Genomic DNA, 13,097 nt, shown 5'->3' with positions numbered 1-13,097 from the left:
CGGGGCCCTGGTGGCCGTCCCGTTCGTGGTCTGGTTCGTCTGGAAGGCATGGGCCGAGCGCAACGGCAAGCCCATGGGGGCGACCCCCTGGGCCTGGCTGGCGGCGGCCGGCGCGGTGCTGTTCGGCCTCTCCTTGCTCGCGACGCCGCTGTTCCATAGGGACAACCGCGGCGAGGTCTATGTGCCGGGCGAGGTGACAACCGGCGGCCGCGTCAGCCAAGGCCACTACGAGCAGCAGGTACCGAACCCCCGATGAGCGAGACGATCGGCCAGCGCCCCTGGATGACCGCGCCGGAGACCGCCCGCGTGCTGGACGCGCTGGAGGCGGCGGGCGGCGCGGACTGCGCGCGGTTCGTGGGCGGCTGCGTGCGCAACACCCTGATCGGGCGGCCGATCAGCGACGTGGACATCGCCACCACCCTGACGCCCGACGCGGTGGTGATGGCGCTGGAGGCGGCGGGCGTGCGGGCCGTCCCCACCGGGGTCGAGCACGGCACCATCACCGCCATCGCCGACCACAAGCCGTTCGAGGTGACCACCCTGCGCCGCGACGTGGAGACCGACGGCCGCCGGGCCGTGGTCGCCTTCACCACCGACTGGATGGAGGACGCGCTGCGCCGCGACTTCACCCTGAACTCGCTCTACGCACGCCGGGACGGAACGGTGTTCGATCCCACCGGGCACGGCGTGGCCGACGCGAGGGCGGGCCGCATCGTCTTCGTGGGGGATCCGGAGCAGCGGCTGCGGGAGGACCACCTGCGCTCGCTGCGGTTCTTCCGCTTCCTGGCCTGGTACGGCAAGGGCGAGCCGGACGCGGCGGCGGTGGCGGCGATCGAGGCCTGGAAGGACGACGTCGCCCGGCTGGCGGCCGAGCGGATCTCGGCCGAGCTCCTCAAGCTTCTGGCGGCGGACGACCCGCGCGCGGCCCTGCGGCTGATGGCTGACACGGGCGTGCTGGCGGTGGTGATCCCCGGGCCGTGGGACTTCACGCGGTTCGAGGGCCTGGTGGAGATCGAGAGCGAGCAACTGTTCGAGACAGACCCGGTCCTGCGGCTGGCCGCCCTGTTGCCCAACGACCAGATCGCCGCCCATCAGCTGGCCGAGCGGCTGCGGCTGTCGAACGCCGAGCGCGACCGGATCGTGGCGGCGCTGGCGCCGACGCCGGTGTTCAAGAGCTGGATGAGCCCGCGGGAGATCCGCCGGGCGGTGTACCGCCTGGGGGCCGAGGCGTTCCGCGACCGGGCGAAGCTGGCCTGGGCGAGCGCCAACCGCACGGCGGTGGCGCCGCAGTGGCGCGGGATGATCGCGCTCGGCGAGGGCTGGAGCCCGCCGGCCTTCCCGATCACCGGGGACGAGGTGCTGAAATCCGGCGTGCCCAAGGGGCCGCTGGTGGGCGAGGTGCTGCGCGAGGTGGAGGACTGGTGGGTCGACCATGACTTCCTCGACGACAAGATGTCGGCCATCGAGAAGCTGAAGTCCGTGGCCCAGGGCATGGTCTATTGAGGCTGGGCGTCCTCGAGACCGGTCAGCCGCCGGAAGCAGCGATCCCGCAGTTCGGGACCTATCCCGAGATGTTCCGGCGGTTGCTGGGGCCGGAGGCCTACGACTACGCCACCTTCGCGGTGGATCGCGGCGAGTGGCCCGGGCGGGTCGAGCAGTGCGACGCCTACATCGTCACCGGCTCGCCCTGTGGGGTCTATGAGCCGCTGCCCTGGATCGGCGAGCTGATGGACTTCCTGCGCCACGCGAAGGACCGGACGCCGCTCGTGGGCGTCTGTTTCGGCCATCAGGCCATGGCCCAGGCGTTCGGCGGCGCGGTGGTGAAGTCCCCCAAGGGTTGGGGCGTCGGCGAACACGAGTACCGGGTGGTGAAGCGGGAGCCCTGGATGGACGAGGCGGCCGTCATCCGCCTGCCGGCCTCGCATCAGGATCAGGTCGTCACAGCCCCCGAAGGCGCCGAGGTGATCGCCGCCAGCGACTTCACGCCGTTCGGCGCCCTGCGCTACGGCGACCGCGCGATCTCGATCCAGCTGCATCCGGAGTTCGAGCCGGCCTATGCCGTGGCGCTGATCGAGGCCCGACGTGGCAGCCGCTACACGCCCGAGCAGGCGGACGCCGCCATCGCCAGCTACGGCGCGCCCGACGACCGGGCCCGCGTGGGCGGCTGGATCAGAAATTTCCTAGCGCGTGCAACAGCCTAGCCGCGTTTTGAGTTCAGGCCTCCATAGGCGCGGGGGTGCGCCTTCCTCGGAGAGCCTTCACATGACCCGGACCTGGCAAACCCTGATCGTCGTGGCGAGCGCGGCGGCCGCGCTGGCGATCGGCCTTGGCGCCCAGGCGGGCGCGCTGGACGCCGATCCGGCGACGGTGATCGCGGCCCGCTAGGGCCAGGCCACCAGCGGCGGCATGGACGACAGGATGGTGTCCACGTTGCCGCCTGCCTTCAGGCCGAACATTGTCCCACGGTCGTAGAGCAGGTTGAACTCCACGTAGCGGCCGCGGCGGACCAGCTGCTGCTGGCGGTCCGCGTCCGTCCAGGGCTCGGCCATGCGGTGGCGGACGATCTTCGGATAGACCTCCAGGAAGGCCTCGCCGACGGCGCGCGTGAAGGCGAAGTCCCTCTCGAAGTCGCCGGTGTTGTGGCGGTCGTAGAAGATGCCGCCGACGCCGCGCGTCTCGTTCCGGTGCGGCAGGAAGAAGTACTCGTCGCACCAGGCCTTGAAGCGGCCGTACCAGTCGGGATCGTAGGCGTCGCAGGCCGCCTGCATGGCGGCGTGGAACAGGACCGCGTCGTCGGCCTGCTGGCTGCGCTGCTCGTCGATCATCGGCGTGAGGTCCGCGCCGCCGCCGAACCAGCTCTCCGCCGTCGACAGGAAGCGGGTGTTCATGTGCACCGTAGGAACGCGCGGCGAGCGCGGGTGGACGATCAGGCTGATGCTGGCCGAGACGTAGGACGGGTCCTTGTCGGCGCCCGGCATCTGGGCGGCCATCTCGGGGCTGAAGCGGCTGGTGGCCGCGGAGGTGTGGATGCCCGCCTTCTCGAACAGGCGGCCGCTGAGGTGTCCGCCGAGGCCGCCGCCGGCGCCGGTCTCCCGCGTCCACGGCCGCGTCTCGAAGCGCCCCGGCGCGCCCGGATAGAGGTCGGCCGGCGCCTCCTCCTCCAGTTGCTCCAGGGCCGCGAAGATCCGGGCCTGCAGGGCTTCGAACCAGGCCTTGGCGCGCTCGCGCCGTTCGAGGATCTCGGGGGGCAGGCTGGACATGGCCCGCTTGCTAGCCGGTTCCCGGCGGGCTTGGGAAGCCATTCGTCTGCCGCAGCGCCTCGCCCAGCGCCATGGCCGCGGCGGTGACGACGTTCAGCGAACGGGCGCCCGCCGAGAGAGGGATGTAGAGCCGGGCGTCGGCGGCGGCGTGCACTTCCGGCGGCGCGCCGGCGCTCTCACGGCCGAACAGCAGGACGTCGCCGGGGCGGAAGGCGAAGGCGTGGTAGGGCTGCGCGCCGCGGGTGGTGAAGAGCACGATCCGCCCCTGCGCCCGCTGGGGATCCTCGAGGAAGCGGCCCCAGCTGGCGTGGCGTTTCACCTCGGCCTGATGGGCGTAATCCATGGCTGCGCGGGCCACCGCACGGTCGGAGAGCGGGAAGCCGCAGGGCTCGATCACGTCCACGGGCGCGCCGAGGCAGGCGCCCAGGCGCAGCATAGCGCCAAGGTTTTGCGGAATGTCCGGTTGAAAAAGGGCCAAACGCATTCTAAGCGAACCGCCACGGGATAGGCCGGGGCTTGATAGACGAATCGCGCGTGAGGTTTGCGAGCAATCGCAATCCGTTCGGCGAACGCATCCTGCCCTCCGTCTGACCCGGCGTGCGGCCGTACCAGAACCCTGGTAGGGCCTAAAAGGCTGGGCGCCCCCTGCTAGGTTTCCGGGGCGTCCGAATTCGAAGGGTAGCTTTAGGTGGCCAACACCGTCGTGGGCGCAAATCCCGATCCGCACGCTCCGGGCGAAGACCCGAGCCGTCGCGACTTCATCCACATCGCCGCAGGCGCGGCCGCGGCCGGCGCCGTGGGCGCCCTGGCCTGGCCGTTCATCGACCAGATGAACCCGTCCGGCGACACCCTGGCGCTGGCGTCGGTGGAGTTCGACCTCAACAAGGTGACCCCCGGCCAGCAGGTGGTGCTGAAGTGGCGGGGCAAGCCGCTGTTCGTGCGCAACCGCACCCCGGCGGAGATCGCCGCGGCGGTGAAGACCCCGCTGTCGGACCTGCCGGACCCGCAGAGCGACGAGGAACGCCACAAGCCGGGCAAGCCCGAGTGGCTCGTGCTGATCGGCACCTGCACGCACCTGGGCTGCGTGCCGACCTTCGGCGGCGGCGACTACGGCGGCTGGTTCTGCCCCTGCCACGGCTCGCACTACGACACCTCCGGCCGGATCCGTAAGGGCCCCGCGCCGCGGAACCTGGAAGTGCCGACCTGGGACTTCCTCACCGACACCACGGTCAAGATCGGCTGATCCACAGATGAGCGGACATTCCACTTACGAGCCGAAGACCGGCTTCGAGCGCTGGCTCGACATGCGGCTGCCCATCGTCCGGATGGCCCACGACACCGCGCTCGCCTTCCCGACCCCGAAGAACCTGAACTACTGGTGGACCTTCGGCGGCATCCTGGCGGTCATGCTGGTGGTGCAGATCGTCACCGGCATCGTGCTGGTGATGCACTACGTGCCCCACGTCGACTACGCCTTTGCCTCGGTCGAACGCATCATGCGCGACGTCAACTTCGGTTGGCTGATCCGCTACATGCACGCCAACGGCGCCTCGATGTTCTTCGTGGCCGTCTACATCCACATCACCCGGAACCTCTACTACGGCTCCTACAAGGCGCCGCGGGAGATCCTCTGGATCCTGGGCTGCGTGATCTACCTCCTGATGATGGCCACGGCCTTCATGGGGTACGTCCTGCCCTGGGGGCAGATGAGCTTCCACGGGGCGGTGGTGATCACCAACCTGCTGGGCGCCCTGCCGATCGTCGGCGAGCCGATCACCACCTGGCTGTGGGGCGGCTTCGCGGTGGACAACCCGACGCTCAACCGCTTCTTCGCCCTGCACTACCTGCTGCCGTTCATGATCGCGGGCGTCGTCGCCCTGCACATCTGGGCCCTGCACGTGCCGGGGAACAACAACCCCACCGGCGTGAACGTGAAGTCGGTCGAGGACACGGTGCCGTTCCACCCGTACTACACGGTGAAGGATGGCTTCGCGATCGCGGTGTTCTTCCTGCTGTACGCCAGCTTCGTGTTCTACAACCCGAACATCCTGGGCCACGCCGACAACTACATCCCGGCCAACCCGCTGGTGACGCCCTCGCACATCGTGCCGGAATGGTACTTCCTGCCGTTCTACGCCATCCTGCGGGCGGTGCCGGACAAGCTCGGCGGCGTGCTGCTGATGTTCGGCGCCATCGGCGTGCTGTTCATCCTGCCCTGGCTGGACACCTCCAAGGTGCGCTCCATGCGCTACCGGCCGACGGCGCGCTGGTACTTCTTCATCTTCATGGTGGCGGCCCTGGTCCTGGGCTTCTGCGGCGCGAAGCTGCCCGACGACCCGGTGATCCCGGGCCTGGCCAGCTTCACGCTCTTCGACGCCGAGCTGAACAGCTACGTCTGGCTGAGCCGCATCGCCACGCTCTACTACTTCGCTTACTTCGTCGTGATCCTGCCCATCCTGGGCCTCACCGAGACCCCGCTGCCGGTCCCGGACTCGATCTCGGCGCCTGTCCTGTCGCATCCCGCCACCACGCCTGCGGGCGCCGTGGCGTCGCCTGAAAAGAGGGGTTGAGCCTAAGATGCTGCGCAAAGTTTCCGCGCTCGCGGCGTTTGGGCTTGCCCTGATCACGGCCGCCCCGGCGTTCGCCGCCGCCCAACCGGAGAAGCCCCACGACGTCACCTGGGGTTTCGAGGGGCCGTTCGGCCGCTTCGACAAGGCCCAGCTGCAACGGGGCTACAAGGTCTATCGCGAGGTCTGCGCCTCCTGCCACGCGATGAACATGGTGTACTTCCGCAACCTCGGGCAGAAGGGCGGGCCGTTCTACGACCCGAAGTACCCCAACCCGAACGACAACCCCTATGTGAAGGCGCTCGCCAAGGACATCCAGGTGGGCGACATCGACAGCGAGACGGGGGACGCGATGCAGCGCCCCGCGACCTCGGCCGATCGCTTCCCCTCGCCGTTCCCGAACGAGGCGGCGGCGCGGGCCTCGAACGGCGGGGCCTATCCGCCCGACCTGTCGGTGATCGCCAAGGCGCGCTCGGGTGGGCCGCAGTACCTCTACTCGCTGCTGGTGGGCTACGAGAACCCGCCCCCGGGCCTGACGGTGCCGCCGGGCCAGTACTACAACCCGTTCATGCCAGGTGACGTGTCCGCCTTCTACAAGGGCGACCATCACCACGTGCCGCCGGGCGGCTTCCTGGCCATGCCGCCGCCGCTGGGCACCGACAAGGTGACCTACGACGACGGCACCAAGTCGACCGTGCACCAGCAGGCCATGGACGTGACCGCCTTCCTGACCTGGGCCGCCGAGCCCAAGATGGAGGAGCGCAAGCAGTTCGGCCTCGGCGCGATGATCTACCTGCTGATCCTGACGGTCCTGCTGTGGTTCAGCTACCGCCGGATCTGGCGCAACGTCGCTCACTAGGCGGCGCGGCTGAAAGACCTGAGAAGGCCCTGGCGCAAGCCGGGGCCTTTTTCGTTGCGTGTCAGGGGGCGGGGGCCAGGCGAAGCTCGCCGGCCGGGAAGTCGAAGCGCAGTCGCCAGCGGTCCAGCACCGGCGCGCCCACGACGCCGGCGATGGCGTCCGGGGCAGGGGGCGTCAGGCCGGCAGGCACGGCGGCGGTGAGCGCGTCGCCGAAGGACAGTAGCGCCAGCCGCGGGCGCAGCACGCCGTAGGGCAGCAACTCGTCGGGCTTCGCGGCGCCCGGCACGGCGGCGAAGTCGCTGGAAAGGCGCACGGGGGCGTCCAGGCCCGTGGAGGGCACGAACGGGCCCCGGAGCGCGATCCTGCCGTCCGCGGCCCCGGCCATGACCACGGGCCGCCCTTCGGCCCAGGCGAGCGGCAGGGTCCGGCCCTGGAAGCGGGGCGCGCGCCCCGGTGCGGACAGGCGCACCCGGCAAGGCGCGAAGCTCACGTCCACCACCTGGCCCCTCAGGGCGTCGGCGCCGATGACGCCGGCGATGGGCGTGGGAAAGAGGCCGGTGCGCACGTCGAGGTCGGCCACGGCGATGGGCAGCGCCGGCAGGCTCGAGCCCGCGAGCGTCACGCGCCCCAGAACCTCAGGCTCAACGTAGCCCATCTCCAACGCCTGGGTCTCGGCCAGCTGGGTGCGGGCCTGGCCGGTGTCGAGGATGAAGTCGCCGACGAAGCCCGCCACCTCGGCGGTGACCACGACCACGCCGTTCTCGTACCAGCAGGCGGCCTCCCCCGCGCGGGCGGGCAGGGCGGCGGCTGCGGAGAGCAGCAGGGCGGGCAGGAGCGGCTTCACGGCGGCTCGACCATAGCCAGGACGCAGGCTGGCTGCGAGGGCGGTGCGGCCACACCTTCGCGGGCGCCTTACGCCCGCCGCAGGGCGCGCCAATATGGGGGCCATGGCCTACACGCGCGCCTGGACCAACTTCAAACGGATGCAGGACATCACCGTGGCTGTCGCCTCGCTGATCTACGCCGGCGCCGTGCTGCACGCCTTCCAGCGCCTGCCAGGCGGGATCGCGCTGATCGCCGAGCGCACGCTGGTCTGGCCCGGCGCCTTCCTGTTCTTCTCGCTGGCCATCCCGCTCGCCGTGGGACCGTTCCGACGGGGGCTGACCCGCTATGTCTGGATGAGCTTCCAGGCCGGGTTCGGCCAGACGGCAAGTTCGGTGCTCACCGGGGTTGGCCTTTTGGCCGGCGCGGCCCTGTTCATGTACTGGCAGGTGGCGGGGGCCGCGAGCGGCGGGCGCTATCCGGCGGGGGTGTTCTCGGGTTATGCGGCCGGGATCGGCATCCTGGCCGCCCAGGCGGCCCTGGTGCGGGTGCTGGAGCACGTGCCGGAGGTCCGCCGCGCCATCGAGCTTCGCGACTAGGTTCAGATCTCGCTGCGGCCTGCGCCGTTCAGGGCGAAGAGCTGCAGGGTGCGCAGCCGTCCCAGTCGGGCGCTGTCGGGGTGGTAGTCGGCCCGGCGGTCGGAATTGAAGCCGTGGCCGGCTTCATAGAGGTAGATCGGCAGATCCGGGTGCTTCTCCCGCATCTCGTCCACCTTCTCCATGGGGATCGAGGCGTCCGCCTTGCCGAAGTGCAGGATGGTCGGGCAGCGCGGCGTCTCGTCTACCAGTTCGCTGATCCGCCGGCCGTAGAAGGCCGAGGCTGCGGCCACGCCCATGCCGCGGCAGGCCACCAGCCAGGTCGCGGCCCCGCCCCAGCAGTAGCCGGTGACGAAGACGGGGGCCTGGAGGGCGTCGATGGCGGCCTGGGCGTCGCCCACCACCTGCTCCCAGGGCGTCGCCTGCGAATGCTGCACGCCCTTCTGGATCGCCTCGGGGCTGTAGTCCGCGGCGAAGCCGCGCTCCAGCCGGTCGTAGAAGGCCGGGGCTATGGTCTCGTAGCCGTCTTCGGCGAAGCCGTCGCAGAGCTCGCGGATATGGTCGGTGACGCCGAAGATCTCCTGGATCAGCAGCAGGCCGCCGCGCCGCGCGTCCGTCGGCTTGGCGTGGTAGGCCTCGAATTCGAAGCCGTCGAAGCGGCTGGTCAGCCGGATGGTCTCGCCCACGGCTCAGGCCCTGTCGAACAGCTCGAGGGTGCGGTGCCGGGCCAGGTCGGCGGCTTCCGCGTTGTAGCGCTCCGGGCTCTGGTTGTTGAAGCCGTGGCCGGCCCCTTCGTAGATGTGGACAGGCACGTTGCTGTGGTGCTGGGCGATCGCGCTCGCCACCTCGTCGGCGTCGATGCCGGGGTCGGTGCGGCCGAGGTGGACGACGGTCGGGCACTTCGGCGTCTCGGCGGCGAACTGCTTCACCAGGCTTCCATAGTAGCTGGCGGCGGCGGCGATGCCGTCCAGGCGACAGGCGGAAAGCCAGGTCAGCGACCCGCCGTAGCAGTAGCCCACGACGCAGACCTTCTCGCCGCGGGTCTTCAGGAAGTCGCGGCAGGCGACGATGTCGGCCAGGGCCTGGTCGAGCGGCGTGGCGCGGGCGTGGGCGACGCCCGCCTGGATGCCGGCGTCGTCGTGCTCGGCGTGGAAATCCCGCTGGCGGCGGTCGAACAGGGCGGGGGCGACCGCCTCGTAGCCCATCTTGGCCCAGCGCTCGACGTCGGCGCGGATGTGCCGGTCGATGCCGAAGATCTCCTGGATGATCACCACGCCGCCCTTGCGCGGCGTGAAGGAGGGCTCGTGGTAGGCGGTGAACTCGAAGCCGTCGGCCCCTGCGATCTTGATCGTCTCGCCCATGCGCGCCCTCCCGGGGTGTTCGTCAGACGTTGAAGCGGAAGTTCATCACGTCGCCGTCCTTGACGACATACTCCTTGCCTTCCGAGCGCAGCTTGCCTGCGTCGCGGGCCCCCGCCTCGCCGCCCAGGCGGACATAGTCCTCGAAGGCGATGGTCTCGGCGCGGATGAAGCCCTTCTCGAAGTCGGTGTGGATGACGCCGGCCGCCTGCGGGGCGGTGTCGCCCTTGTGGATCGTCCAGGCGCGCGCCTCCTTGGGCCCGGCCGTGAAGTAGGTCTGCAGGCCGAGCAGGTGGTAGGCCTCGCGGATCAGCTTGTTGAGCCCGGGCTCGGTGAGGCCCAGCGTCTCCAGGAACTCGGCGCGCTCCTCCGGCTCCAGCAGCGCGATCTCGCTCTCGATCTTGGCCGAGATCACCACGCTGTCGGCGCCGTCGCGGGCGGCCCGCTCCTGGACCTGGCGGGACAGCTCGTTGCCCTCGGCGGCCGAGGCCTCGTCCACGTTGGCCACATAGAGCGCGGGCTTGGAGGTGAGCAGCTGGAGCATGCGCCAGGCCTTCTCGTCCTCGGCCGAGATCTTGGCGACGCGGGCGGGGCGGCCCTCGTTCAGCTCGGCCAGGGCCACGTGGACCAGGCGCAGCGTCTGGGCGCTTTCCTTGTCGCCGGTCTTGGCCCGCTTCTCGAGGTTCGTCACCCGCTTCTCGAGGCTCTCCATGTCGGCCAGCATCAGCTCGGTCTCGATGGTGTCGAGGTCGGCGAGCGGGTCGATGCGGCCCTCCACGTGGGTGATGTCGTCGTCGATGAAGCAGCGGGCGACGAAGGCCACGGCGTCGCAGTCGCGGATGTTGGCCAGGAACTGGTTGCCCAGGCCCTCGCCCTTGGACGCGCCGCGCACCAGGCCGGCGACGTCCACGAAGTTCATGCGCGCCGGGATGATCTCCTTGGAGCCGGCGATCTTGGCCAGCGCCTCCAGGCGCGGCTCGGGCACCGCCACGTCGCCCACGTTGGGCTCGATGGTGCAGAACGGGTAGTTGGCGGCCTGGGCGGCCGCGGTCTGGGTGAGCGCGTTGAACAGCGTCGACTTGCCCACATTGGGCAGGCCGACGATGGCGACTTTCAGGGCCATGTAGATCGGGTTCCTCTAGGAGCCGCGGGACCTAGCACGAGCGCGCCGGAGGGACAAAGGCGGCGGGCTGACCGCCGGGCCGGGAGGTGATGTGCGGCGACGTCGTCAGCCCGCGCGTTCGTGTTTTGTTCGACTCTGGAGCTGAGCTGTGAGATAGTGTCGTTCTACGAGAGGGGGCGGCATGGCCAGAGCATACAAGGTGGGTCCCGACGAACTGGAGGGCGAGGCGCTCGCCCGTTGGTACCGACGGGCGCCGGCGGACCTGGAGGCGGAGCGGCAGCTCGCGGCACAGGCGGCGCATGATGAGTTCTTTGGCGGCGAGCGCTCGCCGCCTAGCTCCGGGAGCAGCCCGGCGCCGAATTGGCGCGAGGCGAAGGTCGGCGTCGCGCCGGCCAGGCCGCTGCAGCCGCCGCGCGCCGCAGACGCCGCCCCTGAGGGCGTCAAGCCGCCTGGCCCGGCCGTAGGCCGCTTCTTCGAGGGCGCGACGCGCGTGCCCGGCGGAGCCCAGGGGGCGGACGTGTACATCGGCCCGGCGTACCCGCTGAACCAAGTTGTTCCGATGTGGAACGGCCGGTTCCAGCTCGCCGACGGCTCCGTCGTGGACGGCGGGGAACTAGACAGGCTGTACGGTGAGCAGGTGGCGCAGCTCACAGGAACGGATGATCCCGAGCCCACGGGCCGGGTCCGTACCGTCGACCGCTGGAAGGACGGCGAGATTCCCCGCGCCGATCAGGTGGGCAAGAGTGAGCGGGAGCTTGACGCCACCTGCCACCCCGACGGCGGCTGGGAGGTGGATCCACAGTTTCCGTCCTACCCTCAGCATACGCGCGACTACGAGGTCCAGATCACGCGAGCTCCTGGCCTAGACTATGTGGTCCGCAGGACGGGGGAAAAGCCGGTGAAATTCGACGGCTGCGCCGTGTGGACGCCGGGTCACGAACTGCTGGAAGCCAAGGGGCCGGGCTTCGCCCGCCTCCTTCCAAGAGCCCTGCGCTGGGGGTTCGCCAAAGGCATGGCGGAGAAGTGGAACGGTCAAGCCGGTCGGCAGGCCCGTGCGGCTCAAGGGCGACCAGTAGAAGTTCACGTGGCAGAACGGGAGGCGGTCCCGTTCTTCAGGCAAAGCACGCATGTTCCGCCCCTGACGGTCGTGCACACGAGGCCGCAATGAACGAGCTCCCCCCGTTTGCCCATGACCCTCGACTGGGGGAGCGCACGTTCGCCTTCGGGTGGGGGGCCCGTCCGGCGACGGCGGACGACGTCGCGGCGCACCTGACGGAGACCGTCGAACGGCTCGCAGAGATCGAGCCCGCATGGGCGGAGGTGCGGTTCCTGTTCGAGATGCGAGCCCTTCGAGCGAGCGACCCCGGGCCTGTGCTGACCCTGGGCGACGATCTCGCGCGCCGCATCGATCGTCGAGGGCGCTTCGAGGCCCCTGCCGCGCCCCGCCCTGTCGGCCCATGGGGCTATTCGTTCGTTCTCGACAACCAGCGCAAGGAAGACGATCCCCTCTACGTCGCTCTGTTCATCGGCGCAGGGGCCACCGCCGAGGAGAAAGGGAATCAGGTCTACTTCAAGCTGCCAGCCCAGCACCCAATGTGGCGCGATGTCGAGCAAGGCCTCAGGGTGCTGCGCCTCGGCGCCGCGGTGTGGCGGGCCGATTGCGCCCAGGTTTCCGCGCTCGTGCCGGAGGGGCAATACCTTCCCCGCCCATGGCTCAACTGGACCCGCCACGGGGCCCCGCCGTTGCCTGTGCTATCGGGGAAATACCTCACCTATCCGGCCGAATATGAAGCCTTCCCGCACGAGACAAGGGAGGCCTTTGGCGGCCTGCTAAAGGTCTGGCCGTAGGGCTGCTGGCGTGGCCGCCCGCGGCTTCAGTCGCCGCGGGCGGCCTTCCGCGGGTCGGCTTTCTCGGCGGGCGCCAGGCGCATGACCTCGGCCTGGTACTTCTCGTCCTCGCCGACGGCGAGCAGGGGCAGGGCGTCCGCGCAGGCCTCGAGCAGGGGCTCCACCCACTTCATCTCGACCTTGTGGAAGTCGGAGAGCACATGGCCCTGCACCAGCTCCTTGTGGCCGGGATGGCCGGTGCCGAGCCGGGCGCGGCGGAAGTCCGGGCCCACCTGGGCGGCGACCGAGCGGATGCCGTTATTGCCGGCCGCGCCGCCGCCGGTCTTCACCCGGAAGCGGCCGGGGGCAAGGTCGATCTCGTCGTAGAAGACCACCAGGTCGGCGGGCTTCAGCTTGAAGAACTTCAGCGCCTCGCCGACCGCCCGGCCGCTCTCGTTATAATAGGTCTGTGGCTTCAGCAGCAGTGCGCGCACCGGACCCTGCGGGGTGTCGATGGCGCCCTCGGAAGCCAGGCTCTGAAAACGCGAACGCGCCGGTGAGAAGCCCCACCGGCGCGCGATCTCGTCAACGGCCATGAAGCCGATGTTGTGGCGGTTCTTGGCGTAGGCCTGGCCGGGATTGCCCAGGCCGGCGATGAGCAGCATCTCGCCCTCGCGCGAACCGC

General features: G+C 70.0%; 17 protein-coding genes. 10 read left to right on the top strand and 7 right to left on the bottom strand.

The genetic code is table 11. The features are described from left to right. Nucleotides 1–10: 10 nt before the first annotated feature. The 4 genes from VIL67_RS10635 (at nt 11) to VIL67_RS10620 (ending at nt 2,385) form a co-directional block, all read left to right on the top strand. A complete protein-coding gene (locus VIL67_RS10635; RefSeq protein WP_332048856.1) occupies nt 11–256 on the top strand; it encodes a hypothetical protein in 246 nt (81 codons plus the stop codon). After that, a complete protein-coding gene (locus tag VIL67_RS10630; RefSeq protein ID WP_332048855.1) occupies nt 253–1,503 on the top strand; it encodes a CCA tRNA nucleotidyltransferase in 1,251 nt (416 codons plus the stop codon). Before VIL67_RS10635 ends, VIL67_RS10630 begins: the two co-directional genes overlap by 4 nt. After that, nucleotides 1,500–2,201, top strand: coding sequence for a type 1 glutamine amidotransferase (locus tag VIL67_RS10625; protein WP_332048854.1), 702 nt, complete (start codon nt 1,500–1,502; stop codon nt 2,199–2,201). Before VIL67_RS10630 ends, VIL67_RS10625 begins: the two co-directional genes overlap by 4 nt. Nucleotides 2,202–2,262: 61 nt before the next feature. Further along, the gene (locus tag VIL67_RS10620; RefSeq protein ID WP_332048853.1) at nt 2,263–2,385 is read left to right on the top strand and encodes a hypothetical protein; all 123 of its coding nucleotides are present in this window, start codon (nt 2,263–2,265) and stop codon (nt 2,383–2,385) included. On the opposite strand, the gene hemF is transcribed toward VIL67_RS10620, so the two are convergent. Then, nucleotides 2,382–3,260, bottom strand: a complete 879-nt coding sequence (gene hemF / locus VIL67_RS10615; RefSeq protein WP_332048852.1) for an oxygen-dependent coproporphyrinogen oxidase — start codon at nt 3,258–3,260, stop codon at nt 2,382–2,384. The two genes, VIL67_RS10620 and hemF, sit on opposite strands and share 4 nt — an antisense overlap. Nucleotides 3,261–3,270: 10 nt before the next feature. After that, entirely contained in the window at nt 3,271–3,744 is a 474-nt protein-coding gene (locus tag VIL67_RS10610; protein ID WP_332048851.1) for a tRNA (cytidine(34)-2'-O)-methyltransferase, read from the bottom strand. Nucleotides 3,745–3,948: 204 nt separating this feature from the next. On the opposite strand from VIL67_RS10610, the gene petA reads away from it, so the two are divergent. The 3 genes from petA to VIL67_RS10595 are packed head-to-tail and all read left to right on the top strand — an operon-like array spanning nt 3,949 to nt 6,686. Next, on the top strand, nt 3,949–4,503 hold the full coding sequence (gene petA, locus VIL67_RS10605) for a ubiquinol-cytochrome c reductase iron-sulfur subunit (protein ID WP_332048850.1): 555 nt from the start codon (nt 3,949–3,951) through the stop codon (nt 4,501–4,503). 7 nt (nt 4,504–4,510) lie between these two features. Further along, nucleotides 4,511–5,830 carry a cytochrome b gene (locus VIL67_RS10600; protein ID WP_332048849.1) on the top strand — a complete coding sequence of 440 codons (1,320 nt, stop codon included), beginning with the start codon at nt 4,511–4,513 and terminating at the stop codon, nt 5,828–5,830. Between the two features lie 7 nt (nt 5,831–5,837). Further along, a complete protein-coding gene (locus VIL67_RS10595; protein ID WP_332048848.1) occupies nt 5,838–6,686 on the top strand; it encodes a cytochrome c1 in 849 nt (282 codons plus the stop codon). 61 nt (nt 6,687–6,747) lie between these two features. On the opposite strand, the gene VIL67_RS10590 is transcribed toward VIL67_RS10595, so the two are convergent. Beyond that, entirely contained in the window at nt 6,748–7,530 is a 783-nt protein-coding gene (locus tag VIL67_RS10590) for a pepsin/retropepsin-like aspartic protease family protein (protein WP_332048847.1), read from the bottom strand. Between the two features lie 103 nt (nt 7,531–7,633). On the opposite strand from VIL67_RS10590, the gene VIL67_RS10585 reads away from it, so the two are divergent. Beyond that, entirely contained in the window at nt 7,634–8,107 is a 474-nt protein-coding gene (locus tag VIL67_RS10585) for a hypothetical protein (RefSeq protein ID WP_332048846.1), read from the top strand. Nucleotides 8,108–8,109: 2 nt separating this feature from the next. Here the strand turns inward: VIL67_RS10585 and VIL67_RS10580 are convergent, their stop codons facing one another. Genes VIL67_RS10580 through ychF form a run of 3 tightly spaced genes read right to left on the bottom strand, consistent with a single transcriptional unit; the run spans nt 8,110 to nt 10,585 of the window. Next, nucleotides 8,110–8,790 (bottom strand): dienelactone hydrolase family protein, encoded by a 681-nt coding sequence (locus VIL67_RS10580; protein ID WP_332048845.1) that lies wholly within the window; start codon nt 8,788–8,790, stop codon nt 8,110–8,112. A gap of 3 nt (nt 8,791–8,793) precedes the next feature. Continuing rightward, entirely contained in the window at nt 8,794–9,465 is a 672-nt protein-coding gene (locus tag VIL67_RS10575) for a dienelactone hydrolase family protein (protein WP_332048844.1), read from the bottom strand. Nucleotides 9,466–9,487: 22 nt separating this feature from the next. Beyond that, nucleotides 9,488–10,585 (bottom strand): redox-regulated ATPase YchF, encoded by a 1,098-nt coding sequence (gene ychF, locus VIL67_RS10570; protein WP_332048843.1) that lies wholly within the window; start codon nt 10,583–10,585, stop codon nt 9,488–9,490. 181 nt (nt 10,586–10,766) lie between these two features. On the opposite strand from ychF, the gene VIL67_RS10565 reads away from it, so the two are divergent. Beyond that, nucleotides 10,767–11,753, top strand: a complete 987-nt coding sequence (locus VIL67_RS10565) for a hypothetical protein (protein ID WP_332048842.1) — start codon at nt 10,767–10,769, stop codon at nt 11,751–11,753. Then, entirely contained in the window at nt 11,750–12,433 is a 684-nt protein-coding gene (locus VIL67_RS10560; RefSeq protein WP_332048841.1) for a hypothetical protein, read from the top strand. The genes VIL67_RS10565 and VIL67_RS10560 overlap by 4 nt, the downstream gene beginning before the upstream one ends. A gap of 26 nt (nt 12,434–12,459) precedes the next feature. On the opposite strand, the gene pth is transcribed toward VIL67_RS10560, so the two are convergent. After that, nucleotides 12,460–13,077 carry an aminoacyl-tRNA hydrolase gene (gene pth / locus VIL67_RS10555; RefSeq protein WP_332048840.1) on the bottom strand — a complete coding sequence of 206 codons (618 nt, stop codon included), beginning with the start codon at nt 13,075–13,077 and terminating at the stop codon, nt 12,460–12,462. Between the last annotated feature and the right edge of the window lie 20 nt (nt 13,078–13,097).

Source organism: Phenylobacterium sp., assembly GCF_036563385.1.
Taxonomy (GTDB): Bacteria; Pseudomonadota; Alphaproteobacteria; order Caulobacterales; family Caulobacteraceae; genus Phenylobacterium.
This window is presented reverse-complemented; position numbering and strand designations above follow the sequence as displayed.